Here is a 26,236-nt window from a genome sequence, read left to right as displayed (position 1 = left end):
TTCCTCAAAATGTGACGGTTAGTGACCAGTTAAGTTTTGTCAGCAATCAAAAGTGCCTGAAAAAATAAAAAATGGCCCTCAAAAGGACCAAATCAGGCAAATTTTAAAAGTAGAGATTATTCAGGTTAGTGAATTGAAATTCGATTTTAACTTTGAGTCGTTTGGCTAGGTTGGCCATTTTCTTGACGGACCAACTCATTATAGTAATTGGCAAAGCTGAGTGACATATATGGTTGAACCCAAATCGCTGCAATGCCGGCAGTCACCATGACGACTAACGCCCATCCCAGAAAGCTGAGACTCATGACAAAGTATTCCCATTTATGTCCGACCATTAGTCGGCGGCTTCGGGTAATGGCCTCTGTATAAGGGATGTGTTCACCTTGGTCAATGGCGTCCCGGTAAATGAAAAAGGTTTGGGAATAGGCCATGGCTTTCACAATGCCGGGAATAATTAATAAAATCATCCATAAAACAATGAAGATATACTGGATAATGCTGAGTAGCAACGCGCCAACAAAGTAATCACCATTACTAAAGACAAATAATGATTTTTGCAACGGCTGATCATAGGTTAGCTTTTCCCGAATCGCGTCTAGACAAACAAAGTAAACGCCAACTAACAGAACGGAAGTTAACCAGCTAATCAGTAAACTGGCGCCATCACTTGGCTCTGGATACGGATGGGCGTTATAGCCAAAAACGACCCCACTAATCAATTCCAGAATAAAGGCCGGTAAAAATAGCAAAAAATAAAATGAAAAATGTGAATTGAGAATGCTTTTGGCATCCTCCTTTAACGCAACTCGATTCATGATGACCCTCCTTTGAGATGCCTGACTAACAAAAAACGGCGTCTCCTTAAGTCAAGGATACACCGTTTGGTTGGTTGACGTCATGTAATTAACACTGATTTTCAGCTAGTGGTCAGTTGAAAGTGGCCCTTTAATCAGCTTGGTACGTTGGACCCAACCGTGGCCTTTGACGTAAAGGAAGACTCGGTTCTTTTGCGTTACGTTACTTTTGGCCTTGACGTATCGGGTAATGCGATACGTGGCCTTAGCCTTTAGTTTGCCTTTAGCCGTGAACGAAATGGTTGGTGTGTCAGCGCCGATGCTTGCTCGATAGAGAGTGACTTGATGTGAAGAAGTGTGATAAGCAACCGGATGATCGTAAAAATCAGCAGTCAGAATTGAAAATGAATAAGTCTTAGGTTTGGTTGCTGCATTTGCCGTTGACGCGGCTGTCAAAAAAGGAAAGGTGAGGACAAAGCCGGCCAATAAGATTAGCAATATTTTCATTTAGAAAACCTCCGAATTTTTTGGTCGTAAATGTAACTTAAGCTGAATGATTGGCTGTGGCTAAGCAATCCAGCAGCCGATTTAATAACAATTGGTTTGATTGAAAGGGTGCCGAAGTGATTTGAGCGGCCGTTTGGGCATACTTTGATCCGGGAACAAAGGCGGCATCGGTTTTGGCTAATTCTGCCAAAGTTGTTGGTGTTGATTCCAAATGAAACTGCAGGCCAATAGCTGATTTAAGCTTAAAGCCTTGAAATGGCCAGTATCGACTTGAAAAAAGCAGGGTTGCACCTTTAGGTAATTTGAATCCTTCACCGTGCCAATGAAGCACCTCAAGCTGATTAGAAATGCCAAAAAGTGACTGTGCAGTTGGGGTTGCTGTAACTGGCCCAAAGCCGACTTCCTTGGGTGTGGCAACAATTGCTTCGCCATAGGCTTTAGCTAACTGTTGTGCGCCCAAGCAAATTCCCAACATCGGCTTATTGGCTTCAACAACTGCTTTAATCAGTTGTCGTTCGGCCGAAAGCCAGGGAAGATTGTCATTGGCACTCATTGGGCCACCGAGAACTACTAGAAAGTCAACTTTGTCAGCAGAAGGCAAATGAGTTGACTTTTTAAATAGCTTAACAATCGTTAATTGATGTTGGTGCTGGCGGGCCCAATCAGAAATTAATCCCGGTACTTCAAAGGGGACATGCTGAATAATCGTTATGTTCATCTTAAAACCTCCCTGCTAAAGATCGTGATTAATCATTTCTTCTACAAGTAATTTATACAGTAAAGCTTGAATCGCCATATGTTCGTAAACCTTGGCTTCCAAATGGCCGGTGGGGGTTTTGACCAGTTCTTCATTAAATGCCTGAATAAACTGATCATATGCCTCATTAACCGGTGATAGTTTGACGGCTAGTGCAATGGCCTTCTTAATGGTTTCAAGGGATAAGATTGGTTTCATTAGACTGACCACGATAATTTCTGCCAAATGCTGCCTTGAGTAACGTTTTTTCTCAGGCCGTTGTACGAGGCCTTGTTTAACATAGCTGTTAATCATAGATTTAGTAATTTTGGTTTCCGTTAATGGCACCAAAAATTGGTTAACTTCGTCGATTACTTGATCCATATAGAGATTTAAACTGGGTAATTCTTCATATAAAGGAAGTGAAAGCTCAGTCAACTGTTTTGCGGTATGGTTTTTAATGATACCTGCCTCCTTGTTTCAAGTATCAACATTATCGCACAAATATAGGGATTCAGACAAATAGATTTCAATTCTATATGGTATTGACCTTTAGTCTATTTTATCTTATGATGGTGTTCAGGAGGTGCCATCATGATCAATCAATCTAGTCATTTAAAACGGCAGCGAATTATCTACGAGGTATTGAATGCCGTTACCCATGGAGTTTCATTTGTGGCGGGTGGCTTTTTAACTGTCCTGTTACTAACCCGGGCTTACCATGATCATCTATCATCGATTGCGGTGACTAGTTTGGTCGTTTACTGTGTCAGTGTCCTGATCCTTTACTTGGCGTCAACGTTATTACACTGTTTCGTCTTCACACGGGCCAAACGTGTCTTTCAAATCTTGGATCATAGTAACATATTTTTATTGATTGCTGGGACATACACACCGTATTGCATCATCTTTATTCACAATTTAGCTGGCAACATTCTGTTAGCCACTGTCTGGTTATTAGCAATCGCAGGGATTGTCAGTCACGTCGTTTTTCATGGAAAATATCAAAAAACGGAAACGACCATTTACGTCATTATGGGCTGGCTTTGCCTATTGCTCGGTAAGCAGCTGTATGCCAATTTGAGTGTCAGTGGTTTTTGGCTCTTAGTCAGTGGTGGTGTGATTTTTACCGTTGGCGCCGTGATTTACAGCTTTCCGAGAATCCCGGGACTACACTTAATTTGGCATTTCTTTGTCATGGGAGGCACATTAGCCATGTTTTTATCAATTTACATGAATATCTAGCTTGAAATTGGTGATTGACTCTTGACTTTTTTTCGAGACATGTTATTGTAATGTTAATCATTAATTAAAAATCAATAATAAATATGAAGTTACGATTAGAAAAGTAGGCAATCACATACGTTAAGAGAGTCCCGCCGGTGAGAACGGATCGCGAGGATTGCTGAAAACACATCTATGAACTGGATAGTTGAATTAAGTAGACTATTCCGCTAGCGAGCGTTACCACGGCTGCAGTAACTGTTCTCTATTTACGATGGACGACTAGTTGCCGACAGTGTAAGGTCGTTTCATCGTGAGGTGGCGACAAAAATGAGGTGGGACCGCGAGAAATCGTCCTCAGAAATTGTTTTTTACAATTTCTGAGGACTTTTTTTGTAGGAAAAATTAACCGTAACTGACTATTTATTGGAAAGTGGAGTGACAGATATGCAAATTATTGAAGCACCTTTGGAACAGTTATTGAAACAGGTGGCCATTCGAACAAATCAGGTGGCTAATCGTGAGGCAGTTGAAAAATCAGTTCGAGAAATCATCAGCAACGTTGCTCAAAAGGGAGATCAAGCTGTTAAAGAATATGAAAAGAAATTTGATCAGGTTGACTTGACTGATTTAGCGGTCAAACAGTCAGAAATTGACGCGGCATATCAAGAAACCGACCAAGCAGTCATCGATGCTTTGAATTTAGCCAAACGAAATATTACTTCTTTTCACAAAATGGAGGTTGAAAATAGCTTTGTCGATGCCAAGCAAAAGGGCGTGATCCGGGGTGAAAAAATTGCGCCTCTGGCAGCCGTTGGGGTTTATGTTCCCGGCGGCACGGCTGCATATCCGTCTTCCATTCTAATGAACGTGATTCCGGCTAAGATTGCCGGGGTCAAGCGGGTGGTCATGGTGACACCACCTCAAAGCGATGGCTTGAATCAAGCTGTTTTGGCAGCCGCCAAGATTGCCGGCGTTGATGAAATTTACACGGTTGGAGGTGCTCAGGCAATTGCAAGTTTGGCATTTGGAACTGAAACGATTCCACGGGTTGACAAGATTACAGGACCTGGTAATGCTTACGTAGCAACAGCTAAGAAACAGGTTTTTGGTCAAGTTGATATTGATATGATTGCCGGTCCATCAGAAATTGGTGTGATTGCCAGCAGCCAGGCTAAGCCAAGCCAAGTGGCAGCAGATCTATTATCACAGGCCGAACATGATAAAATGGCCAGACCAATTTTGGTAACTGATGATAAGCAATTGGCCATTAATGTCAATGCGGAAATGACTCGGCAGGTAAAATTATTGCCACGTCAAGAGATTGCCCAAGCGGCGATGGATAATGAAGGCTTTATTGCGGTCGTTAAAAACATTGATGATGCTTTTACATTAATGAACGCTGTGGCACCAGAACACTTGGAAGTTCAACTTCCGGATGCCATTTCTTATCTAAACCAAATTCAGAATGCCGGCTCGGTTTTCTTAGGCTTTTCGGCTTCTGAACCGGTAGGAGATTACGTCGCTGGGCCAAACCACATTTTGCCGACTGGTGGAACTGCTCGGTTCTTTTCGCCATTAGGCGTTCAAGATTTTGTCAAACGGACTCAATTTGTTTCATATACCAGGCCGGCTTTGAAAAAGGAAGCCGATGCCATCACGACTTTAGCAAGGGTAGAAGGCTTGGAAGCCCACGCCAGAGCAATTGAAAGTCGCTTTGATTAGTTTTAATTGATGACCTTATCCTTTATCTATAGAAGAGGAATTTCAAAAGAGTGGCTGTGGAGAACCAAACAGCTGCTTTTTTGTAGTCTGCTGGTAACATGAATGCAATATTATAAGAAATTTGGTCGGATAGTGAATTTTTCAAGATTGGTTAGACCACTATGAGAATAGTCACCGAAGTGGTTATGATAGATGAATAAGTTTGTAAAACAATTGTAGTCCGATAGTTAAATTGAATTGTCAAATGGCATGTTATACTTTTTAGTAACGGAGGTGCATGTCATCCAATGAAAAAAATACGACTTATTTTAGTAGCCTTATTCATTGTTTTAGGTATCGAACTATCAACCAATAACATTCAAGCACACGCGAGTTCTTCGACGACAACACCAAAATCGCTTCGGGGGACCTGGTATAAATATACCGGAAGTGGGAAGTTTAGTACGATAAAAATTACGAAACACAGCCTCACTTATAATGGCACGGTTTATTCGCCATCTAAAAGTGGCTCGCATAAGTTAAAAGTCAGCAAATGGGGATCCTGGTACTCGTTTAATAAAGGCTCTTCGACCTCCAATCTTGGCCAATTTAAGACAGAAAAACGACTGATTAAAGGATCTTATAAAAAATCTCTCGTTCGTTATGGGAATATCGGCACTTACTACGTGTTTACTCATCATAAATATCACCATGATTATTCATTTAAAGTGCTTGACTAATTTATCAAACAGAATAGGAACCGGTCTTCAGAGTTAAACGGATTTTCTGAGGACCGGTTCCTATTTTTAATTCAATCGGTCGCATTCAGAAGAAATTTTCTTTATACTTATTGAATAAAGAAGACACAGATTGGAGAGAATAACGTGAAAAAAGCAATTCTAATGACCTGTTTAATTGGAATTTTCTCAATTGGGCTGACAGGTTGCTCGTCAACTTCAAACAAATCATCGTCAACCAGTAGTTCTAAAGTACAATCTTCGCAAAGTGATACATCAAGTACGCAATCTTCAAGTTCAGATCATTCAGCGTCAAGCTATCCGATTAAAGGCCAAAAGGCGCTACGGATCCGTTATGAAAATGTTGATTATTCGACTCGGTTGGATAATGAATATCATGAGGAACGAATTTATCAACGGGTTCCAGGAAAATCAGAAAATAATCGGGTGTTTCACTGGGATCAATTAAATATTAGTGATCAACAGAAAGTTTATGTTGATAAGAAAGCGGTCGCTACGTTTAAGGACGATGATGATCCACACGACTACGATCACGAAGATTATTATCGCATTTCATTTAGCAAGCACGCTCAGCAGAAATATTGGGTTGGTGATGATGTCATTGAGCGAGAAGCAAATGAGGGCTATGATGATTAGCTGAGGAAGATATAATGGATCAGCTAAGCGTCTCTTGCAGATAATGTTTGATAACCCGCAGTTATTAGATCACCTATTTGTACGTGAGTAAAGCTTATTGGAAATTGCTACTCAAACTGCCCATCCGCTGGACTTGGAAAAGGATTGCTACAGTTGGTGAATACGTGGCTAGGAAATACACGCTTAAGTTGCCGATATATTGTAGCGTGGCATTTTTTAGTCAGCTAGATATCAAAAAGCGTCTCGTCATTAAATTGACGGGGCGCTTTTTGAATTGGCGGAAAAATGCGGTGGTTTGGCGGTAAGTTGTCCGGAAGTGGTCGGTTTTAAAGGCTGCAAAGGCGATATGCTATCAGTGTCAAATTGATTTGATGCAACAACCGCTGATTTAATACCGGAATTAAATTAGCCAACCAAAATAAATTTAAAGAAAGAAGTCATTATTATGTCAAGTAACATCGATGCACATTTGAAATATCGATTTAAAGGACTCCCCAAACAGAACGTGGTTCAAAAAGTCTATGTTGGCTCCACCTATGTGTACGCCCTCCAATTGTTCAACGCCAACACGGATGTGGTCATTTCACGAGTTAGAAAAGATTCTGCCAGTGGCTTTGACCTCGATTTCTCAAATGCAGAGAAGATGTATCTTAAAAACTTTGGTCACGGCCAAACGTTTGAATACTTTAGCTATAATGGTCAGGCTTACTGGTGGATTGTGACCAAGGGAGCTGGCGGTTCAGAGAATTGGGGCACGCAAGTCGGGCGGATTCAGTTTGAACCCAATACTGAAGCCACCACACCCTATAATGGAAATACCAGTATTACTCGCTTGTCAGCGCTTAGTACGGCGACGACCACTGGTAAAGCCTATGGTCACATTAAGCGGGTTGAGACCGCGCTATCTTCAACGAATGCCCCCGTTTCGGGAGGGACAACCGACCGATTATTATTGTTAGCTGGAATTGATACCAACAATAATGGGCACTTTACGCTTTACGATAACGATAAAGTAAACGCCATGCTTGATACGGTAGCTGCTAACCACGGTCATATTCCCTGCAGCGAACTGAAATCAGCGTTGGTTTCAGATCCATACCGTAAAGTAGCTAACTTAGCATCAAGGCTAACCAGTAATTCGGTTCAGGGATATGATATCTCCGATGGCCGAGCAATCTATATCTCAAGCGGACAGCCTAAGCAGCCAGGTCGTTCGAGTACTGATACTCCTGGTATTTCTAAGTTCTATTGGGGTGATTCACACATCGTTAAACACTCTTTACGCAATACAAATTGGAAAGGGATCAATACGGAAACTGAAGGGATTCAAATTGCTAGTGATCTGTATGTTGGGATTGCTTATCATAATGAAGATGCAAGTGCCACTAAAGGAAATCGATTGTATACCACAACAAAATCATCTTGGTAACAAATGAAACGTAGCCTCCACTAAAAACATCCGATAGATTTAAAGGACACTTCAAATCTATCGGATGTTTTTCGATGTGAGCATAAAGAGATTCGGAACCACCATCTCAATGCAGGCTATTAAATCATGAGTTAGGGTTTTAAGAAATAAATAAATCCTGCACCATAATCTTTACTATTGTTCCCTGCCTTAAGAAAGGCGACTTGCCACCCAGTAAGATCCTTGACCGTCTTGACGCCTGCTAATCCGTCCTTAAGATGATAAGAACCTTTAATACTAAAGGGAAGCTCTCTTTGTAAGAAGGCGTTGTAAGAAATTTGGCCGGATTGTAATTGTTTTAAGGATGTCGTTCGGCCAATGGCAGGAAGCGTGATAATTTTTAACTGCTTGTATTGTGAGCCTAAAACTTTTTGAAGATACTCGCCGCCACTGTCGCCGGGATAGTTTTTTCGTTGATTAACAATCTTTTGCAAATAGGGACTATAGATGGTTCCAGGTAAAGCATTTAGTGTCTGTTGTTTAATGCTCAAATGGTTAATCCGTCGCAGATACCCCCGCCAAACTAATCCTGAGACAGTATTCTCAGGATTCTTAATCCGGTAAAAGATCCCCGTTTTCTTGCCATTAGTCATTTTGTAACTTTTATAAACGTACCAATTAGTTTTGGGGTAATCATTTAATGAAAATTTTTTCTGGGTAAGATCATTATTCCAAATAACGGCTTTAGAACGGCTGGTTTTAGCGCGATAGGTGGGTAAAACATTCGCATAGCTTCTGCTCTTAATGGTGTGATAAGGTCCGGCTGCGTGGACTGCATAGGCTTGAGTCGTGAATCCGATCCCGCAAGCCAATCCGAAAACCAATAACCCTTTCATTAACTTATTTAGCATGTTAACGCTCCTTAGATAATTTATCTTCAGTATACTAGGCAACTGGCTAAAGATGAAATAAGTTGGCTGCGAAATAATTATTTGAAATAATCGGGGGGGTTCTTTTTACCGGTAAGATCATCAGCAGTTTCTGGAATGGCTCTTTCTTGGTTAACATTTGGCATTGGATAAAAAGGCGGTAACCTATCTGATACAACCATAGCTACCTGGGCTCTGACAAACTCGGACAAAGTAATTTGAGACTTTTGCAATTTGGCAATCGCTTTTTCCTTAGTTTCATCATCAATTCTAGTTTCAATTCTGGCCATACGCCAAACAGCATCATTCCATATAAGGGATTGATTGGAAAAATCCAAGCCCAGAATTTCCCAGATTGACGCCTTATCTTCCGGGTGTTAGGCGCTTTTGTCCACTCACTGAACTAGGATAGCTACACCAAGCAATTCACTGCGTCTAAGGGATCGAATGTCAAAAAGCCAAATTCGGGCTTTCACCATTCGACGCCTTAGTCTCCGTGAATTAATCGCTTGGCTTCGCTCACTAAACTAGGACAGCTACACCAAAAGCAACACCGCTCCAGATAAGGGATCAATCTGAAAAATCCAAGCCCGGGATTTCCCAGATTGACGCCTTATCTTCCGGGTGCTAAGCGCTTTTGCCCGCTCACTGAACTAGGACAGCTACACCAAGCAATTCACTGCGTCTAAGGGATCGAATGTCAAAAAGCCAAATTCGGGCTTTTCACCATTCGACGCCTTAGTCTCCGTGAATTAATCACTTGGCTTCGCTCACTGAACATTTCCCTTGCAATTTTTTTCCAAACATTGTATGATTTGGACAATCAAAAAAGGAGGTGATGCTTTTTGACTAGTGGAATATCTCAGAAAGCATCAGCTGTGGAGAACGACTTAAAATAGTTGATGTTTACGAGAAAGAACCGGTGAAATTAAAAAATCACCGGTTTTTTTGTGCCTAAAAATCGCTTTCAATCATTCTTTTTTGGTTCAACTATAGACGGTGACCAAGAAAACCTGTAATATGTAAAAGTCTGCGAAAAACGCCGGCCAAAAAAGAATGAAAAAGGAAGTGAAAATACAATGAAGCAGTTCAAAGTACAAAGTTTTGTTCTGGTATTGATTGCATTTACGTTAGGATTCAGTGAGTTCTTAATTGTGGGGATTTTGGATGATTTGTCAAAACAATTCGGAGTCTCCGTTGCCACTGTTGGTTACCTCGTGACAATTTTTGCGATGGTTTATGCTATTAGTACGCCATTTATCACCTTGTTGATTGGTAAATATAATTTGTTCTGGAGTCTAATGGTTCTGATGGGGATCTTTACTCTGGGCAACACCTTAAGTTTAGTTGCTCAAAGCTTTGTCTTCTTGGTAATTTCTCGGATTATCACGGCGTTGGTTTCCGGAGTTGCCATCTCAATTGCGTTGTCGTTTGTTGGGTATATTTCGCCGATGGCCAGACAGGGCTGGCTGCTATCATGGGTATTTTCAGGCTTCAGTATCGCTTCGGTGTTGGGTGTGCCACTTGGTACTTGGATTTCGACTAACTTTGGCTGGCGGATTTCATTTTTAACCATTATTGGGATTTCTGTGATCACCATGGGACTAATTCTGCTTTCACTGCCGCGCGGCTTTAAACAAAAGGGCAGCAGTATTGGCGGTCAGTTAGCACTGTTAAAAGATCATCGAATTCAAATTGGCATGTTTCTACCGATGTTTAATTTGGCAGCCATCTACGTCTTCTATACTTATTTGCGACCAATTATTACGACTCAGCTACATTTTTCAACTGGCATGTTGACGATTCTACTGTTTGTCTTCGGGTTGGCCAATATTATTGGTAACCAGACCAGTGGCAAGTTAACCGAAGGACCGGGCCTTAAGGCAATGCCCAAAGTTTATGTCACGCAATTCATTTTACTGGTTGCACTGCCATTTTCTTTCAACTACAGTTGGCTTGGTGCCTTTCTTTTGATGATGTTGATTATCAGTATGCCGTTATTAAATTCGCCAATTCAGATTCATTTTTTGCAAGTTGCTGAAAAAGACTATCCGCAATCCATTGTTTTGGCATCCTCACTCAACTCGATTTTTTCAAATTTTGGCATTGCGTTGGGATCAGCCACTGGTGGGGTGATGGTCAGTCACTTTGGGATGATCTCGGTGGGCCCAGGCGGTGCCGTCTATACTTTAATGACGTTCTGCTTGGTCGTTTGGTTAAATCATCTGAATCAAAAACTTGCGCCACAAAGCTTATGAGTTGAAAGTGGAAATAAATTACGGGTAACACTGATTCAAACTTGGTTTCGCTGGTTGACTTTTTTTCGGCAAATAAATATACTCACCATATTACATTAACTAAATGAGGTGAAGAATTTTTTGATAGATCGACCGCAATTAAAAATTGAAATGCGCGAAATGTTAAACAGCCATTTTCCGTTTTTCCTATTATTATTTTTACCGGTTTTGATTATGGAACTGGGGTTTGTTTTAGCTGACTACTTACCAGTGGTAAATACCACTAAGAGTTCCTGGAATCTTGGTGTTTACTTGGATGCATTGACAACTAACGGCCCCAGGTGGTCATTTAGTGGCAGTCCGAACCAACTCACGATGGGGTTGGCGTTGGTTATCTTACTAGCAATTATTAGTGAGTTACTGCTAACGGGAATTCAGTTTGTAGCAATTGACTTGATTCGAAACAAGGCGACTTTTGATCAACCAGTGACAAAGTCATTCACCATTTTTAACAATGGTGACTACTTTTTAGGCACAATTATGATTAACATTATTGCAGGGATATTGACGTTTCTATGGTCGCTACTCTTCATTGTGCCGGGAATCATTAAGGCATTTGCCTATTCACAAGCTGTCTTTATCTATCGAGATGCGCTGGACCAGGGAGAAAAGATCAGTTACCTGGAGGCAATTACCCGTAGTCGACAACTCATGGACGGTCACAAAATGGATTTGTTTGTGTTTAATTTGAGCTACATCGGTTGGAATATTTTATCTAACCTGACACTTAATCTTTTAGACATCTGGCTGCTGCCTTATTATAATTTGGCGTTGGCCAACTTTTATGTCAAAATTCATGACGATCAAAGCGACACGTTATAGACAATTCTGACGGATGATCATGCTTCAAACGACGCTGATCAAAATCATTCTAATACTCCTAAATAACGGGATGATTAAGTTATTAATGGATCCGTTCAATTGGCAAAGAGGTTAGAGAATCATGGCAAAATTTCAGACGTCAGATCACGTCCGACTTGAATACGACGACCTTGGTAGTGGCATTCCAGTGGTCATTCTGACCGGAATTGGTGGCTGTCGGCAAATTTGGACAAATCAAATTGCACAGCTGACAGCTTCCGGATTTCGAGTGATTAATGTTGATGCAAGAAATCAAGGGGCTTCACAACGAACCAGTAAAGGATTACGAATTTCCCGCCATGCGATGGACGTCTATGAGTTGATTCATCACTTGAAGCTCGAAAGGCCATTTTTGCTGGGAAATTCAATGGGCGCGGCAACCTTCTTTGCTTATGTGTCACTAGTTGGTGATGACGGCATTCGAGGATTGATTGACGTTGATCAGTCTCCCAAGATGATCAATGATGAAACTTGGTCCTATGGCTTTCATAACCTAACCTGGGAAACCTTTCCTGAGCTGTTAAAATTTCCACTTGGTCCGGCAACAAATCAACCACTTGGTGATCAACTTTATCGGGAAGTTAAACAGGCACAACGGGCACACCCTTATGATCCGGATTTAAATCGGCCGTTGCTGATTGACCATGCATTTCAGGATTGGCGGGATGTAATTCATCAATTTGACCGGCCATTATTGGTGATTGCCGGTCAAAAATCGCCTTATTTTAACCCAGCCTTTGCAGCTGAAACGGCTAAAATGGCTGAATTCGGTCAATCGGTTGTTGTGAGCGAGTGTGGCCATATTGTGATGGCAGAACAGCCGCAACGGTTTAACCACGTTCTAATGTCGTTTATAGAAAGCAACTGTTAGGAAATTTTCATGATTTAAAGATAATTAGCCTCACCCAATCGGTTTAAAAAAATTGGGTGAGGCTAACTTTTTTAAAAATTGAAATTTTAAATAAAGTCACTTTTATTACTACATATGTAAAAATATTCTCGAAACTATTTTTAAATTTAAAAATAAACCAGATTATTTTACAAAAATCAAAAAAGCGTGTAGGATACAGGATGTAAATAATCAACGAGTCTTTAAGAGAGGATAATGACTGATGGATAAGGATAATGATGAAATTTTTAAACTCCATGAAAAGCATAATGGCGTTTTAGGGATTGAGCCGGATATGGAAATTAAAAATAAGTCGGATTTGGGGAAAGCCTACACACCAGGAGTTGCCAGCATTTCCAAGTTAATTGAAGCGCATCCAGACATGAAGGATCGTTTAACGATGAGTGGTAAGTTGATAGCAGTAGTGACCGATGGGTCGGCAGTTTTGGGACTGGGCAATATTGGCCCGGCTGGTGGACTGCCGGTTGTTGAAGGCAAAGCACTTTTATATAAAGATTTAGCTGGCGTTAACGCCTTGCCAATGACGGTTTCTCAAGTACCAACTAAGGAATTCGTTGAAACAATTAAAAATATTTCGTTATCCTTTGCGGGGATTCATTTGGAAGATATCGCGGCTCCGAGGTGCTTTGAAATCGAAGAAGCACTGAGTCAGGTACTTGATATTCCGGTTTATCATGATGATCAGGAAGGTACGGCAATTGTGGTACTGGCTGGTTTAATCAATGCTGCCAAGGTAGTTGGCAAACCCCTTAAAAATCTAAAAGTCGTCATTAATGGCGTTGGCGCGTCTGGTTTGGCAACGGCTAAGTTACTATTTGCCGTTGGCATTCGTCATTTAACACTGGTTGATCTGTATGGCGTGATTCAAGGGACTGACTCCAGATATAATCACTATCAAACTGATTTTGTTAATCAAGCGGGTCTAAAAGTTAGTGGGAAAACCCTTGATGAGGTGATTGACCACCAAGATGCTTTTATTGGTTTGTCGACTTCAAAAGTCTTAAATCAATCCCAAGTGAAGCGGATGGCGGCTAACCCGATTATTTTTGCGTTAGCCAATCCGGTTCCTGAAATTTTGCCAGCTGATGCCCATCAAGCTGGAGCTGGCGTCGTGGCGACCGGTTCCAGTCAATACCCTAATCAAGTGAATAATATTTTAGTCTTTCCGGGACTGTTTCGTGGTTTGCTGAAAAGTGGCATTAAGAAAGTGGATTATCGGATCGAAGCGGTGGTCGCTCAGGCGTTGGCAGGCATGATTGAAGTGCCAACCAGTGAAAAAATTGTGCCGGGTGTTTTTGACCAAGATGTTGTTAAGACGATCACAGCTGCAGTTGTTAACAGTGCATCTACAAATGCCGTTAACCAACATCAACCTGCTACTTTTAAAGATAGGGATCATGATGTCATTTCTGTTTTATAATAAAGGGTAGCATTTAAAGGTGGTGATTGGCGATCGACACAATTGAACAATTAAATTTAACAAATCAACGTATTTTTAAAAAATGGCAGGCCTTTTTAAAATCGCTGGGCATTACCGATTTCGAGCAGAATGAACTGGCAACCATTGATGTCACTTTTGGGATGTTTAATGAAACGGGGGATTTGGTTGCGACCGGATCGGTTGCCGGCAATGTTTTAAAATACGTTGGGGTTTGCAACCGATTCAGTACCCAAGGGGCTCATTTCAATACCATTGTTTCAACACTGATTAATTACTTGGCTCAGCAGGGAATTTTTCATTTGTTTGTGTTTACAAAACAAAAGTATTCTGAAAGTTTTCAGCACGTTGGCTTTAGCGAGTTGGCACATACTGATAGCGGGGCCGTTCTTGAAACTGGTGATCGGAATGTTCAGGATTTTCTTGCTGAAATTCCGCGGATCTCGCAGCAGGATCGAAAAACGGTGGCGGCAATTGTGATGAATGCCAACCCTTTTACTTTGGGACACCGTTATTTGGTTGAACGGGCTGCCCGTGAGAATCAATTGCTTTATATATTTATTGTCAATAGCGATGTTTCGTTATTGAGAACGGCTGAACGGACACAACTTGTTAAAAAAGGCGTGGCCGATCTAACCAACGTGAAAGTAATAAACGGTGGCGATTACATGGTGAGTTACGCGACTTTTCCAGCCTACTTTTTACCGACCAGGGACGATGCAATTTACTATCAAACGAGCCTGGATGCCCGGATTTTTAAATTTCAAATTGCCCCACCACTTAATATTAAGACTCGGTACTTGGGAAGTGAGCCAAAATCTCGGACGACCGCTATTTATAATCAGGTACTGCAGCGGGAATTACCGCCTGAAGTAGCAGTAAAAGTGATCGAACGGCGAAAAACTGATTCTGGTAAACTGATTACTGCTACCAGCGTTCGCCAGGCGATTCAAAATAATCAACTTGATCAAATTCAGTCGTTTGTGCCAGAAACAACCTATGCCTATCTCAAGGCACACTTGGGAGAACTTCAAGCCCGGCTTCAAAGTGGGGCCAGGGTTGCTGGTAACTGAGTAAACGGTCACGGTAGTTGTGATCTAACGGCTCCATGTTAAATGTTGAATGATTTTCAAGTTAAGGAGGACTGAGTGGTGTCAAAATCAATTTTTGAGGCAGGCACGCCCCAAAACATCTTAGCTGTTTTAACCAATAAAGATCAACGGGCTGCTTTGCAGGCCAAACTATTAGCGGTTTTTCCAAAAGCGGCCGTTGTGGCTGTTAAGTTGAACGTAGCGGGGCCAATTAAAAGTAACCCGCAGTTAACAAGCCTGTTTGACGAAGGGCTGTCTCACTTTAATCGATTATTAGCACAACATCAGGTCTCACCTTCACTGAAAACCATTAAATGGCATCGTGAGACTGGTCAGGAAACGTTTATGGTCTTCAATGAATCAGCGGAAAAAATGAAACGGTTAGCTGTTAACTTTGAGGACCGATTTGAGCTGGGCCGGTTATTTGACGTGGACGTTCTAACGGCTAAGTGTGGAAGTCAGCCTCTTTCAAGAAGTGACTTTGGCTTAGCAGCCCGCCGGTGCCTGATTTGTGATCGCCCAGCTAAGGAATGTGCGCGCTCCAGACGCCATTCAGTTGCCGAACTTCAATCTAAAATTAGTCAAATGTACCAAACCTATTTTAATTAATTAGATAACTGAATGGAGGAAGCCACTCTTGAAAACAATGTCGTTAGCGGTCAAGCATGATCGTCTGATCACCAAAACCGTTGACAATGCCGTTAAATCGATGCTTTATGAAGTTACAGCTACACCTAAACCCGGATTGGTTGATCCGGTAAGTTCAGGTCCTCACCCAGACATGGATGCGTTTAATTTTATTGATAGTGCGGTTTCATTAACGCCGTATTTACGCGCTTGTTTTGATACCGGTTGGCAAACTAACTTTATGGCATTGCCGGCGTTGTTCGAACAAATTCGTCCCCTGGGGATTCAAGCTGAAAAAACAATGTTTGAAGCGACTAATCAAATTAATACGCATAAGGGAGCCATTTTCTCATTAGGCGTTTTAGTAACAGCAACCGGTTACCTATTCCGTAATGGGGAGGTTGCTTTTTCTGCCGAGCGGGTGACTGAAACGGTTAAACAAATGCTAACCGGATTGACCGCGCATGATTTTGATGGCGTCTTTGATAAGCCCCAATCAACCTTAACAGCTGGTGAGCGGCAGTTTGTTAAATATGGTGAAACCGGGATTCGCGGGGAGGCTGAAAATGGCTACCCGACTGTTTTGACAGTGGGGCTGCCATTTCTTCGCCAAGCCAGTGGGACCCGTAATCAGCGCTTGTTGGACACTTTGATGAAGATTGTCAGTCAATCAAGGGACAGCAACTTAATAAAACGAGCCGGCACCCGAAAAGTAATTGACTGGGCTCATCATGAGGCTAAACAATTTTTAGCTTTGGGTGGTAGTCAAACTGCTGAAGGACGCCAAAAGTTGGTTGAACTTAACAAGACCTTTCTGGCTAGGAATTTAAGTCTGGGTGGCTCGGCTGATCTCCTGATTCTAACGATTTACTTTGGTCTAATGGAAGGCAGCTTATAAAAGAAAAACCGACTGGGTAACGCATTATCAACGTTATCCAGTCGGTTTTTCTAAGATTAGGAGTAATTAGTCAGCCAAGGCCTGTTTTAAATCATCAAATAAGTCTGAAGCTTTTTCCAAGCCGACAGACAATCGTAACAATTTATCGGTAATACCGAGTTTTAAGCGATCGGCTTCGGCCATGTCTTTGTGAGTTTGAAGCGCTGGGATAGTCAATAGGGACTCGACACCACCCAGACTTTCGGCAAAAGAGATAATCTTGAGCCGTTTGAATAGTTGTTCAACTTGTTGCTGATTTTGAACATAGAAACTGATCATGCCGCCCTGTCCTGGATAAAGCACTTTTTCAACCTGAGGAAGTTTTGCCAGGTTTTCTGAAATGTAAGTCGCGTTTTCCGTGTGGCGTTGCATTCTAATCGAAAGGGTTTTGAGGCTTCGCAGTAATAGCCAGGAATCAAACGGATCGAGTGTGACACCGGTTGTGTTAAAGTTAAAAGCCAGTGTGTCACTAATGGTTGCTGATTTAGCAATCACGGCCCCAGCCAACATATCGTTATGCCCGGATAAGTACTTCGTGGCACTATGAACAACAATATCGGCTCCTTGGCGAATGGGTTGTTGATAAACAGGGGTTAGAAAAGTATTATCCACACAGACCAAACAGGCCGGATTGGTTTGATGGGCAATTTTGGCGACCTTTTGAATATCGATTACTTTCATGGTTGGATTGGAGGGTGTTTCGAGCCACACTGCTTTAGTTTGAGGAGTGATCAGTTGTGCTAATTGGTCATAGTCTTTGCCATTCCATTTACTGAATTGGAGACCGACATGATCGCTCAGGTAGTCGAAATAGCGGAAGGAACCGCCATACAGGTCATCAGAGGTAATAATTTGATCACCGGTTTTAAAGAGCGAGAAAACCAGCTGGATTGCTGCCATTCCAGAACTGGTAGCGAATGCCTGGCTGCCACCTTCTAATTTTGCCAAGGTTTCTTGCAAAATTCGCCGAGTAGGGGTTGCCAGTCGAGAATAGGAATATTGTTTGTCTGGATCAAAGCGTTTAACTTCTTCCAAGTCATGATGGCGAAAATTTGACGCTAGATAAATGGGCGTTGAAATAGCTTGGTACTGATCATGGTTATCACGGTTTCCAGCTTGGACCAATAATGTATCAATGTCGAATGGTTTCTTCTTAGTCATGTGAAAAGTTCCTCCAAAAAATATAAATTTAATGACAAAAAACCGCCTTCCTGTTTGATCAGGACGACGGTTAAATCATGTTACCACCTGGGTTTGCCGATACTTTGCAGTATTAGCCTCAGCAAGTTGAATAGGGTGCGTTAATATCCAACTCAGCAGGATAACGACTGCCGGCGATGTGTCAGCCAGACGACCCACACATAAGCTCCGAGCTCATCTTCACGTCAGCTATTGGGTTTCTTCTCACCAATTGAAACTCTCTTAGCCAATTGCTCACGTTACTCTTCTCATCAAAGCCTTAGTTCATTAAAATCTCTTCCATTTTAAACTAATCGAAGACTGGAATCAATAGCCGATAGGGAAGTTGCCCGATGATGTATCTTTTAACATGATGGTTAATTGTGAAAGAAATGGTTAATATCGAAATATATTATCGTTAAATATTCAACGATTGGCTTAGTTAACGGTTTTATAAAGCTTATTTAAAATGTGAAAAGGTTTACATATAATCCGCTGGAATGCTATTATGGGCGTGGTACCAATTAGGATCATTTAGGAGGAAGTTTATGATGAAAGAAAATTTTGATTTCTTGATGCCGAGTGTTAACTTCTTTGGTAAGGGTGTTATTCAAAAGATTGGCGATCGTGCTAAAATGTTGAATATGTCACATCCCTTGGTTGTAACTGATAAAAATTTACGGGCATTGAAAAATGGACCAGTTGCCCAGACGTTAGCGTCTCTTGAAGCTGCAGGGGTTTCCTATGCGATTTATGATGGCGTAGAACCAAATCCGAAAATTCGAAATATCGAAGAAGCCAAAAAACTTTATTTAGCCCAAAACTGTGACAGTATTATTACCGTTGGTGGGGGTTCGGCTCACGATGCCGGAAAGGGAACCGGCATTATTTTAACGAATGGTGATGATATCACCAAGTTAGCCGGAATTGAGACGTTAACTAAACCATTACCACCATTAATGGCAGTCAATACAACGGCTGGAACGGCTTCTGAATTAACGCGTCATTGTGTGATTACCAACGAAGAAACCAAGCTGAAATTCGTGGTTGTTTCTTGGCGAAATGTCCCCTTGGTTTCATTTAATGATCCGATGCTCATGTTGGATGTGCCGGCTTCTCTCACGGCGGCAACCGGGATGGATACCTTTGTGCAGGCCATTGAACCCTATGTTTCTACTAATCGAAATGAAATTACGGATGGTCAATGTATTCAAGCAATTAAGTTGGTTGAGGAAAGCCTTCGAGAAGCAGTTGCCAATGGTCACAATGTTGAAGCGCGGACCAAGATGGTCGAAGCAGAAATGCTTGGCGGTATGGGCTTTAATAACGCGGACTTAGGGTATGTTCATGCAATGGCCCATCAATTAGGTGGTCAGTACGATGCACCACACGGTGTTTGCTGTGCAATGTTGCTGCCGATTGTTGAAAAGTACAATTTAATCGCGGCTCCGGAACGGTTTGCCCAATTGGCTAAGATTATGGGTGAAAATACTGATGGTTTGTCAGTCCGTGAAGCAGCCGATTTGTCTATTAAAGCAATGCGACAAATGTGTGATGACGTGAATATTCCGCGAAGTATTAAAGCGATCGGCGCCAAGCCAGAAGATTTTGACTTGATGGCTGAAAATGCGTTGAAGGATGGGAATGCCTTTTCAAATCCGCGTAAGGGAACGAAGGCAGAATTAGTTCAGTTATTCCAAGAAGCTTATGATCAGAAGTAATGAATAGTACTGATTGAATACAAAATGAAAGCGTTAGCCAAAGCCAAAGTGCGGGCTAACGCTTTTTACTTAAAAATTTGGAAAAAGGTCATAAATTCATCATACTTTCTTCTATATATTTGGATATAATTATGATTACGATAAGGTTTAAGATAGCCAAATTAATTTTGTCTTTGGAGGGATGAACTGTGAAAAAGAATCTGTTAATTGATGCCGGGCTTCTGTGTCTAATACCACTGGGAATTATTGGCTTCTCAGTTAGTTCAGATACTCAACCTGAAACTGCTCGAATGACAACCGCCCATCATAACAAGGTGGCGGCCGCAACCGATACCGAGTATTTTAAGGGAACAAGATTACACTCAGACCAAATCCAAACCCTTGACTTTAGTCCATCTCGAGTATATCGAATCAAGTATTATAAAACTAATTTTAGAACAACATTAGACGATGGTTACCGTGAGGAAAAGCTTTATCGATATGTTCCGGGAGGCAAGAAAAATAATCGGACTTATTCTTGGCGTCAGATTAAAGCCAAAGTTGGTAAACGAGTTTATGTCGATATGAAGGCTAAGGCGTACTATCGAGATGACGATGGTGAACGAGAATCAGAAGACTTTTATCGAATTAGAGTAGCTAAAAGTGCATCGGCTCAAAAGTATTGGGTTAACGAAGATGTTCTCGAGGATGACTGATGTAGCTAATTAACTGAGCAATAATTGATTGAGGCCACTGAGATTAAAGTAATGGGGCCTTTTTTGCTGAAGCGAGTGCATCACCAGTTGATTGGCAGAGATTGGGGCAGTCCGGTTGGAAAATCAGTTTTTGAATTTCTCAATTTGTGATACATTAGACTTGTAATTTTCTTTAGAGCCGGTCAAGGAGGCGATTTCTTTGAAAATTCTTGTCACTGGGGGTGCGGGCTTTATTGGTTCGAACTTTATCCGGTTACTGTTGCGAGCACATCCCGAGGATCAAATCATTAACTTTGATTTATTGACTTATGCTGGCCAACTAACCAATTTGACCAATCTGCCCAATCAAGCAAACTACTCATTTGTGAAGGGAGATATTGCTGACAGCCAAGCAGTGGGACAAGTGGTTAAAAATAACCGAATTGAGGCAATTGTTAATTTTGCCGCAGAATCACACGTTGATCGATCAATCCTGAATGCGGCACCATTCATTCACAGTAACATTGATGGGGTAGCGACGCTATTGGCGATTGCAAAAAAATATCAACTGACAAAGTTTGTCCAAGTATCCACGGATGAGGTTTATGGAAGCACACCGCTACATACAAAGTTTGACGAACAAGCGCCCCTTAGTCCCAGTTCACCTTACGCTGCCAGTAAAGCTGCAGCCGATTTACTGACACTTTCTTACTTTAAAACGTTTGGACTCAAAGCTTGCGTTACGCGATCAGCCAATAATTACGGGCCCTATCAATTTCCGGAGAAGTTAGTGCCATTGATGGTCACGGCAGCGTTAAATGGTCGAAAGCTACCAGTGTATGGGACTGGTAAAAACAGCCGTGATTGGTTAAATGTTTTGGATAACTGTCGCGCGATTGACTTGGTTTTAAGAAGCGGTCACCCTGGCCAGATATATAACATTGCTGCTCATAACTATCGGACTAATTTGCAAATTGTCGATCGAATCAAAAAACAGTTGGAAGCCGCTCAACCACAGATCGCGTTTGTTAAAGATCGTCCGGGCAATGATGTGCGTTATGTAATCGATGATTCAAAGATTCGGCATGAATTAGGCTGGCGACCGGAATTTGATTTTGAAACCGGCATGGGTGATACAATTGATTGGTATGTCATTCACCCCGAGTGGTGGGAGCCATTGTTGACAGCAGTTAAGAATCGATAGGAGTGTTTGTAATGAAAATTGGATTTATTGGAACTGGTGTAATGGGCACTGGGATGATTAATAATTTATTAAAAGCTGGATTTGAGGTAGCAGTTTATAATCGAACCAAGGCGCATGCCCAACCGGTTTTGTCACGTGGCGCCACTTGGCAGGCGACTCCGGCACTGTTAACACAAGTTAGTGACGTCGTAATTACGATGGTCGGATTTCCCAAAGACGTGGAGACGGTGTACTTTGGTAATAACGGTATTTTTCAGACGGCCCAAACAGGTCAAACGTTGATAGATATGACGACCAGTTCACCGATGCTGGCTGAAAAAATCTTTAAAACCGGCCAGCAGCGTCAAATTGATGTGTTGGATGCACCGGTCTCTGGCGGGGATGTTGGTGCTAAGAAAGGTACATTAACCATTATGGTTGGTGGGTTAAAACCTGTGTATGATAAACTACTGCCAATTTTTAATGAGATGGGGACATCCGTTAGTCGCTTTGGAACTGCAGGCCAAGGACAGAATGCCAAGATGGCTAACCAAATTATGATTGCCGGAACGATGACCGGATTGACAGAGGCATTAGTTTTCGCAAAGAAAGCCGGTTTGGATCAGGCTCAGATGATTAAAACAATTCAAGGTGGCGGCGCTGCCAATTGGAGTATGGGGACTTACGGACCGAGAATCTTAGCAGGAGATTTGAAGCCCGGCTTTTACGCCAAACATTTTCTTAAGGATCTGAGAATTGCGCTGACAGTTGCTGATCAGATGCACCTTCAGCTGCCGGCAACCAAACAAGCCAAGGCATTGTATGAAGCGATGGTCGACCAATTCGGTTGGGGCGATTTAGGCACACAGGGGCTGATTAAAATTTATGATAGGCCCTGATACCGACTTTAAATTATGAGCTATTAAAAAGTTCTACAAGATCAACTCAGAAGTGTTGGTTTCGTAGAACTTTTTGTTGCTCACTTTAAACTTGTTTTTGATCATTTTCATTAGGCAATCAAGACTACTTGTTTTTTCGTTCACGCCGTTTTTGAACGGCATTGACAACGTTGATGACGATTGAAATGGTTAAAAAAATACTGGCCAGAATAATCAAACCGATCTTAACGTTATCCTCAAGATGAGCTGATTGACCGTAAAATCCAATTGCAATTGAAAGGATTAGTGATAAATCAGCAACAATTAATTTTGGTGAAAACCCCATTTTTTCCAGTCCTTTCAGTATAGTTACGATTACGCCACGTATTATACCAAATTTTCAAAAAGATTATCTGTAAATTTAGTTTCCGGCACGGATCGATGGTTAAAAAGTGAGCTTCAAAACTTTTTAAAATTTTAGAAAGCGGTTTATCGTTGGTCACGTTAATTTGTTATAATAATGGGCGTGTGACGAATATAGAATTCAACAGTTGGATTAAAAGGTGAAATTAATGGCAAATAAAGATTCGGATAAACCGCTAATTGACAGCGATAAGTTGATTTTTGGGATTGGTCAGGTACAGCAAATTACCGGTGTCTCCGGCCGACAACTAAGATACTGGGAAGAACAGCAATATATTGCACCGATTACCCAAGAAAAGGGTACTCAAAGGCAATATACATTTCGAACATTGATGATGATCTTTCATATTCAACGATACTTGACGCAAGGTTTTACACTGCAGTCGGCCGTTGAAAAAGCGAAAAAATTTGAAGCTCAGATGCCAGTGTTGCGAACCTTTATTAAGGCTCAATTACAAGGTGTTGATGTGGCCAAGAACCGTAGCATCATTGATTTTGGGTTCAAGGATGCTTCACGCAGTCAACGGGTCTATGGGGTTGTTGAAGGTGATAAAACTTATTTCAAAATAGTTGACGCTTCAAAGCCAGAAGATTAAAAATTGAACTTCTAAGAATGCGCGTCCAAATATTTTAGGAGTGGTTTTGGTTTGTTAGACTGGCGAATTAAATAAGGGTGACCCTTCTATCCATGGTCACCCTAAAATTGATTAAAAAGTAGTCTGTCACTTAATAATTGGTAATTACTGTCCTTCGCTATCAAACTTGTTATACAAACCAACAATGGTCTTGTCTTTTAACTGGATTGGCTGATCGTCCAAAGTGACACTGTCAATTTTGTAGTAGTCTTCCAGGTCTGGGACTTCCAAACGTTGATTAGCCATAAAGTCTGCCACTGATTTGTAAGTGATCGTTTCGCGAGCACCGCCGTTTTCGTAAATAATTTTAAGCATTGAAACCACTTTCTTTCTACTAAGACCGGCAATTTCTACCTTTACTTCAATTTTAGAAGTTCGACGCTTAAAATACAACTAAGATGATGTTTGACGAACTGAAAGTAGTTGGATAAGGACACTATTTTTGGAGAACGAAGGGTTGGTAATCGACCTGAAGTGAAACTAGGTATTGTCCCCTAAAAAAGGATCAGCCGCATTTTAAATTTTCAATTGACAACCAAATCGTCAACAATTATGATGAAGTTATTGTTTAAAGGCGATGAAATAAGTTCAGTAGTCAATTAATTTGGGAAGTCAGAAACTTGACGGCAATGTGAGTCAAGCGATTAATTGATAAAATTACGCTTATGGAGCTGACTATTGATTTAATAGACGAGTCATTTCGTTACCAATGAATTGAGAGACTGCTTTTAGCAGTAACTTGGGTGGTAACGCGGAAATTTCGTCCCTGGCAATGTTTAATTGTCAGGGATATTTTAATTTGGAGGAATAGTTGATAATGAATATATTAGATGACTTAAAATGGCGTGGCGCGATTAATCAGGAAACCGACCATGAAGGCTTGAACGAGTTAGTTAATCAAAAATCAGTTGGGCTTTACGTTGGTATTGATCCAACAGGGGATAGTATGCATATTGGGCATTTGATTCCGTTTATGATTTTGAAACGATTTCAATTAGCTGGCCATCATCCGGTTATTGTGATTGGTGGCGGGACCGGCTCAATTGGTGACCCAAGTGGAAAAAAGTCCGAACGGGTGCTTCAAACGATGGATCAGGTTCGCCATAATCAGGAAGCATTAACCCGCCAAATGGAAAAACTGTTTGGGCAGGATGGCTCATTTGAAATTGTGAACAATTATGATTGGTTATCAAAACTATCTTTATTGGATTTCTTGCGGGATTATGGCAAATTGTTCAATATCAATACAATGATTCGAAAAGAAATTATTGCCAGTCGACTGGAAGCCGGGATTTCGTTTACGGAATTTACTTATCAAATTCTTCAGGGAATCGATTTTCTACACCTTTTCCGACATAATGATGTTCAGGTGCAATTAGGTGGCGCTGACCAATGGGGAAACATTACGTCAGGAATTGATTTAATCCATAAAGTGGAAGGCGCTGATGCAAAAGCATATGGGATGACAATTCCATTACTACTGAAGGCGGATGGTACCAAATTTGGTAAGAGTGAAGGTGGCAATGTTTGGCTTGATCCTGAAAAGACAACGCCTTACGAATTCTACCAGTTTTGGTTAAATCAGGATGATCGAGATGTGATTAAGTACCTGAAGTATTTCACTTTTTTGAGTCAGGATGAAATTAATGAACTGGCTGAAAAAGTGCAAAGTCATCCGGAAAAGCGGGAAGCTCAGCGTCGTTTGGCAGAAGAAGTCACCAAGTTTGTTCATGGACAAAAAGCGGTGGCTTCAGCAGAGCGGATTTCCAAGGCTTTATTTTCGGGAGAAGTTTCCGATTTAACAACGGCGGAAATTGAGCAGGGATTCAAAAATATGCCAACAGTTGAGGTTTCATCAGAACCGCTTAGTATTGTTCAATGGTTGGTTGATGCAACTAAGATTGAATCATCTAGACGACAAGCGCGTGAAGATATTAAAAATGGTGCGATTCGAATTAATGGCGAAAAAATTCAGGATGTGGATTTTGAAATTGATCCAAGTCGAAAATTTGATGGTAAATTTGTCATTGTTCGACGGGGCAAAAAACATTATTTCTTAGCACGGGTTAACTAACTCTGCGTTAGTGATAAGTGATTAAAGCCTTCTTGTAAGAAGGGGTACTGGCAAAACTAATGATTTAATTGGTCAATGATTAGCAGCCAGACTTCAGATTAGTTTTAGACGGCGGCTTACTTGTAAATCAAGTGGTGCAGGCTATACCAATTTAATAAAAACTGATTTCAAACTAAATTTTGAAAGTTGTAAACGGGAGGCAGAGCGCCACTGTTTGCAACTTTTTTTGATTAGTTTGAAAATTTCTCTTGACCAACTTTCAAAATCTTGGTAAACTAGTTTTCGTTGCGTTAAAGCAATCGGCTTTCCATTGCGTGGCCCGTTCCAAGTGCTTCAAAAAAAGGCCTTGCATTTCAATTGGAAATCTGATAATATTAAATAGTTGTCAAAAGCGATAAACAAGCGCTTTGATAGCCGAGTAGACCTTTGAAAACTGAACAAAATTTTCGACAAACAATTGTGTAGGGTGCTTCGATCTTAATCGAAGCCAATTAACAAATTGCGAAGTCAATTCGCTAGTAAATTAAGAACAACAATCAATGAGTCACAAATTACTCATTTTAAGATGAGAGTTTGATCCTGGCTCAGGACGAACGCTGGCGGCGTGCCTAA

At 41.3% G+C, this 26,236-nt stretch carries 27 protein-coding genes and 2 other annotated features; of the genes, 18 read left to right on the top strand and 9 right to left on the bottom strand.

Annotation, left to right across the window (positions count from 1 at the left end):
• Positions 1-146: 146 nt before the first annotated feature.
• From ED605_RS14510 to ED605_RS14495, 4 genes are all read right to left on the bottom strand, one after another.
• Entirely contained in the window at positions 147-815 is a 669-nt protein-coding gene (locus ED605_RS14510; RefSeq protein WP_121979605.1) for a DUF975 family protein, read from the bottom strand.
• Positions 816-920: 105 nt separating this feature from the next.
• Positions 921-1,301, bottom strand: a complete 381-nt coding sequence (locus ED605_RS14505) for a signal peptide protein, YSIRK family (RefSeq protein WP_191981391.1) — start codon at positions 1,299-1,301, stop codon at positions 921-923.
• Between the two features lie 37 nt (positions 1,302-1,338).
• Positions 1,339-2,019 carry a type 1 glutamine amidotransferase gene (locus ED605_RS14500; protein ID WP_121979604.1) on the bottom strand — a complete coding sequence of 227 codons (681 nt, stop codon included), beginning with the start codon at positions 2,017-2,019 and terminating at the stop codon, positions 1,339-1,341.
• 15 nt (positions 2,020-2,034) lie between these two features.
• Positions 2,035-2,421 (bottom strand): DUF1836 domain-containing protein, encoded by a 387-nt coding sequence (locus tag ED605_RS14495; RefSeq protein WP_263852967.1) that lies wholly within the window; start codon positions 2,419-2,421, stop codon positions 2,035-2,037.
• A gap of 210 nt (positions 2,422-2,631) precedes the next feature.
• On the opposite strand from ED605_RS14495, the gene trhA reads away from it, so the two are divergent.
• From trhA to ED605_RS14470, 5 genes are all read left to right on the top strand, one after another.
• A complete protein-coding gene (gene trhA, locus ED605_RS14490) occupies positions 2,632-3,282 on the top strand; it encodes a PAQR family membrane homeostasis protein TrhA (protein WP_121979602.1) in 651 nt (216 codons plus the stop codon).
• A gap of 82 nt (positions 3,283-3,364) precedes the next feature.
• Positions 3,365-3,623: a binding site (T-box leader), on the top strand.
• 85 nt (positions 3,624-3,708) lie between these two features.
• Complete coding sequence (gene hisD / locus ED605_RS14485) at positions 3,709-4,986, top strand: histidinol dehydrogenase (protein WP_121979601.1); 1,278 nt, start codon at positions 3,709-3,711, stop codon at positions 4,984-4,986.
• Positions 4,987-5,273: 287 nt separating this feature from the next.
• Positions 5,274-5,705, top strand: coding sequence for a hypothetical protein (locus tag ED605_RS14480; protein WP_121979600.1), 432 nt, complete (start codon positions 5,274-5,276; stop codon positions 5,703-5,705).
• Between the two features lie 144 nt (positions 5,706-5,849).
• Complete coding sequence (locus tag ED605_RS14475; protein WP_225419171.1) at positions 5,850-6,359, top strand: hypothetical protein; 510 nt, start codon at positions 5,850-5,852, stop codon at positions 6,357-6,359.
• Between the two features lie 445 nt (positions 6,360-6,804).
• Positions 6,805-7,788, top strand: coding sequence for a helveticin J family class III bacteriocin (locus tag ED605_RS14470; protein WP_121979599.1), 984 nt, complete (start codon positions 6,805-6,807; stop codon positions 7,786-7,788).
• Positions 7,789-7,919: 131 nt separating this feature from the next.
• On the opposite strand, the gene ED605_RS14465 is transcribed toward ED605_RS14470, so the two are convergent.
• Together ED605_RS14465 and ED605_RS14460 are read right to left on the bottom strand one after the other, a co-directional pair.
• On the bottom strand, positions 7,920-8,678 hold the full coding sequence (locus ED605_RS14465; protein WP_121979598.1) for a hypothetical protein: 759 nt from the start codon (positions 8,676-8,678) through the stop codon (positions 7,920-7,922).
• A 77-nt stretch (positions 8,679-8,755) separates the two neighbouring features.
• Entirely contained in the window at positions 8,756-9,034 is a 279-nt protein-coding gene (locus ED605_RS14460) for a type II toxin-antitoxin system RelB/DinJ family antitoxin (protein ID WP_121979597.1), read from the bottom strand.
• Positions 9,035-9,775: 741 nt separating this feature from the next.
• Between ED605_RS14460 and ED605_RS14455 the strand changes: the two genes are divergently transcribed.
• The 7 genes from ED605_RS14455 to citG all read left to right on the top strand — a co-directional run bounded on the left by ED605_RS14455 (position 9,776) and on the right by citG (position 16,818).
• Positions 9,776-10,954, top strand: a complete 1,179-nt coding sequence (locus ED605_RS14455) for an MFS transporter (RefSeq protein ID WP_121979596.1) — start codon at positions 9,776-9,778, stop codon at positions 10,952-10,954.
• Between the two features lie 123 nt (positions 10,955-11,077).
• Complete coding sequence (locus ED605_RS14450) at positions 11,078-11,815, top strand: DUF975 family protein (RefSeq protein WP_121979608.1); 738 nt, start codon at positions 11,078-11,080, stop codon at positions 11,813-11,815.
• A gap of 121 nt (positions 11,816-11,936) precedes the next feature.
• Entirely contained in the window at positions 11,937-12,725 is a 789-nt protein-coding gene (locus ED605_RS14445; protein WP_121979595.1) for an alpha/beta fold hydrolase, read from the top strand.
• A 241-nt stretch (positions 12,726-12,966) separates the two neighbouring features.
• A complete protein-coding gene (locus ED605_RS14440; RefSeq protein ID WP_121979594.1) occupies positions 12,967-14,184 on the top strand; it encodes an NAD(P)-dependent malic enzyme in 1,218 nt (405 codons plus the stop codon).
• A 32-nt stretch (positions 14,185-14,216) separates the two neighbouring features.
• Positions 14,217-15,275 carry a [citrate (pro-3S)-lyase] ligase gene (gene citC, locus ED605_RS14435; protein ID WP_121979607.1) on the top strand — a complete coding sequence of 353 codons (1,059 nt, stop codon included), beginning with the start codon at positions 14,217-14,219 and terminating at the stop codon, positions 15,273-15,275.
• 78 nt (positions 15,276-15,353) lie between these two features.
• Positions 15,354-15,902 carry a citrate lyase holo-[acyl-carrier protein] synthase gene (gene citX, locus ED605_RS14430; protein WP_121979593.1) on the top strand — a complete coding sequence of 183 codons (549 nt, stop codon included), beginning with the start codon at positions 15,354-15,356 and terminating at the stop codon, positions 15,900-15,902.
• A 37-nt stretch (positions 15,903-15,939) separates the two neighbouring features.
• A complete protein-coding gene (gene citG, locus ED605_RS14425; protein ID WP_121979606.1) occupies positions 15,940-16,818 on the top strand; it encodes a triphosphoribosyl-dephospho-CoA synthase CitG in 879 nt (292 codons plus the stop codon).
• A 66-nt stretch (positions 16,819-16,884) separates the two neighbouring features.
• Here citG and ED605_RS14420 read toward each other — a convergent pair whose 3' ends face one another.
• On the bottom strand, positions 16,885-18,018 hold the full coding sequence (locus ED605_RS14420) for a trans-sulfuration enzyme family protein (RefSeq protein ID WP_121979592.1): 1,134 nt from the start codon (positions 18,016-18,018) through the stop codon (positions 16,885-16,887).
• A 569-nt stretch (positions 18,019-18,587) separates the two neighbouring features.
• Here ED605_RS14420 and ED605_RS14415 point away from each other — a divergent pair.
• From ED605_RS14415 to ED605_RS14400, 4 genes are all read left to right on the top strand, one after another.
• The gene (locus ED605_RS14415) at positions 18,588-19,757 is read left to right on the top strand and encodes an iron-containing alcohol dehydrogenase (protein WP_121979591.1); all 1,170 of its coding nucleotides are present in this window, start codon (positions 18,588-18,590) and stop codon (positions 19,755-19,757) included.
• A gap of 188 nt (positions 19,758-19,945) precedes the next feature.
• Entirely contained in the window at positions 19,946-20,452 is a 507-nt protein-coding gene (locus ED605_RS14410; protein ID WP_121979590.1) for a hypothetical protein, read from the top strand.
• A 199-nt stretch (positions 20,453-20,651) separates the two neighbouring features.
• Entirely contained in the window at positions 20,652-21,635 is a 984-nt protein-coding gene (gene rfbB / locus ED605_RS14405) for a dTDP-glucose 4,6-dehydratase (protein WP_121979589.1), read from the top strand.
• Between the two features lie 11 nt (positions 21,636-21,646).
• Positions 21,647-22,513 (top strand): NAD(P)-dependent oxidoreductase, encoded by an 867-nt coding sequence (locus ED605_RS14400; RefSeq protein ID WP_121979588.1) that lies wholly within the window; start codon positions 21,647-21,649, stop codon positions 22,511-22,513.
• A gap of 124 nt (positions 22,514-22,637) precedes the next feature.
• Here ED605_RS14400 and ED605_RS14395 read toward each other — a convergent pair whose 3' ends face one another.
• Positions 22,638-22,838, bottom strand: coding sequence for a hypothetical protein (locus ED605_RS14395; protein ID WP_121979587.1), 201 nt, complete (start codon positions 22,836-22,838; stop codon positions 22,638-22,640).
• Positions 22,839-23,064: 226 nt separating this feature from the next.
• On the opposite strand from ED605_RS14395, the gene ED605_RS14390 reads away from it, so the two are divergent.
• A complete protein-coding gene (locus ED605_RS14390; protein WP_121979586.1) occupies positions 23,065-23,511 on the top strand; it encodes a MerR family transcriptional regulator in 447 nt (148 codons plus the stop codon).
• A gap of 144 nt (positions 23,512-23,655) precedes the next feature.
• Here ED605_RS14390 and ED605_RS14385 read toward each other — a convergent pair whose 3' ends face one another.
• Positions 23,656-23,865 (bottom strand): DUF4649 family protein, encoded by a 210-nt coding sequence (locus tag ED605_RS14385; RefSeq protein WP_121979585.1) that lies wholly within the window; start codon positions 23,863-23,865, stop codon positions 23,656-23,658.
• A 253-nt stretch (positions 23,866-24,118) separates the two neighbouring features.
• Positions 24,119-24,321: a binding site (T-box leader), on the top strand.
• A 46-nt stretch (positions 24,322-24,367) separates the two neighbouring features.
• Between ED605_RS14385 and tyrS the strand changes: the two genes are divergently transcribed.
• On the top strand, positions 24,368-25,624 hold the full coding sequence (tyrS, locus tag ED605_RS14380) for a tyrosine--tRNA ligase (RefSeq protein WP_121979584.1): 1,257 nt from the start codon (positions 24,368-24,370) through the stop codon (positions 25,622-25,624).
• The last annotated feature ends 612 nt before the right edge of the window (positions 25,625-26,236 follow it).

This window comes from Lentilactobacillus raoultii (assembly GCF_900411375.1).
In the GTDB taxonomy this organism is placed as follows: Bacteria; Bacillota; Bacilli; order Lactobacillales; family Lactobacillaceae; genus Lentilactobacillus; species Lentilactobacillus raoultii.
This window is presented reverse-complemented; position numbering and strand designations above follow the sequence as displayed.

What these genes read in the sequence shown, in the direction of transcription:
- ED605_RS14445 (WP_121979595.1), top strand. Translation starts at nt 11,937, where the DNA reads ATGGCAAAATTTCAGACGTCAGATCACGTCCGACTTGAATACGACGAC.
- ED605_RS14470 (WP_121979599.1), top strand. Translation starts at nt 6,805, where the DNA reads ATGTCAAGTAACATCGATGCACATTTGAAATATCGATTTAAAGGACTC.
- ED605_RS14465 (WP_121979598.1), bottom strand. Translation starts at nt 8,678, where the DNA reads ATGCTAAATAAGTTAATGAAAGGGTTATTGGTTTTCGGATTGGCTTGC.
- ED605_RS14510 (WP_121979605.1), bottom strand. Translation starts at nt 815, where the DNA reads ATGAATCGAGTTGCGTTAAAGGAGGATGCCAAAAGCATTCTCAATTCA.
- ED605_RS14395 (WP_121979587.1), bottom strand. Translation starts at nt 22,838, where the DNA reads ATGGGGTTTTCACCAAAATTAATTGTTGCTGATTTATCACTAATCCTT.
- ED605_RS14440 (WP_121979594.1), top strand. Translation starts at nt 12,967, where the DNA reads ATGGATAAGGATAATGATGAAATTTTTAAACTCCATGAAAAGCATAAT.
- ED605_RS14415 (WP_121979591.1), top strand. Translation starts at nt 18,588, where the DNA reads ATGAAAGAAAATTTTGATTTCTTGATGCCGAGTGTTAACTTCTTTGGT.
- citG (WP_121979606.1), top strand. Translation starts at nt 15,940, where the DNA reads ATGTCGTTAGCGGTCAAGCATGATCGTCTGATCACCAAAACCGTTGAC.
- ED605_RS14420 (WP_121979592.1), bottom strand. Translation starts at nt 18,018, where the DNA reads ATGACTAAGAAGAAACCATTCGACATTGATACATTATTGGTCCAAGCT.
- ED605_RS14500 (WP_121979604.1), bottom strand. Translation starts at nt 2,019, where the DNA reads ATGAACATAACGATTATTCAGCATGTCCCCTTTGAAGTACCGGGATTA.
- trhA (WP_121979602.1), top strand. Translation starts at nt 2,632, where the DNA reads ATGATCAATCAATCTAGTCATTTAAAACGGCAGCGAATTATCTACGAG.
- hisD (WP_121979601.1), top strand. Translation starts at nt 3,709, where the DNA reads ATGCAAATTATTGAAGCACCTTTGGAACAGTTATTGAAACAGGTGGCC.
- ED605_RS14505 (WP_191981391.1), bottom strand. Translation starts at nt 1,301, where the DNA reads ATGAAAATATTGCTAATCTTATTGGCCGGCTTTGTCCTCACCTTTCCT.
- ED605_RS14400 (WP_121979588.1), top strand. Translation starts at nt 21,647, where the DNA reads ATGAAAATTGGATTTATTGGAACTGGTGTAATGGGCACTGGGATGATT.
- ED605_RS14495 (WP_263852967.1), bottom strand. Translation starts at nt 2,421, where the DNA reads ATGGATCAAGTAATCGACGAAGTTAACCAATTTTTGGTGCCATTAACG.
- tyrS (WP_121979584.1), top strand. Translation starts at nt 24,368, where the DNA reads ATGAATATATTAGATGACTTAAAATGGCGTGGCGCGATTAATCAGGAA.
- ED605_RS14385 (WP_121979585.1), bottom strand. Translation starts at nt 23,865, where the DNA reads ATGCTTAAAATTATTTACGAAAACGGCGGTGCTCGCGAAACGATCACT.
- ED605_RS14480 (WP_121979600.1), top strand. Translation starts at nt 5,274, where the DNA reads ATGAAAAAAATACGACTTATTTTAGTAGCCTTATTCATTGTTTTAGGT.
- ED605_RS14455 (WP_121979596.1), top strand. Translation starts at nt 9,776, where the DNA reads ATGAAGCAGTTCAAAGTACAAAGTTTTGTTCTGGTATTGATTGCATTT.
- ED605_RS14390 (WP_121979586.1), top strand. Translation starts at nt 23,065, where the DNA reads ATGGCAAATAAAGATTCGGATAAACCGCTAATTGACAGCGATAAGTTG.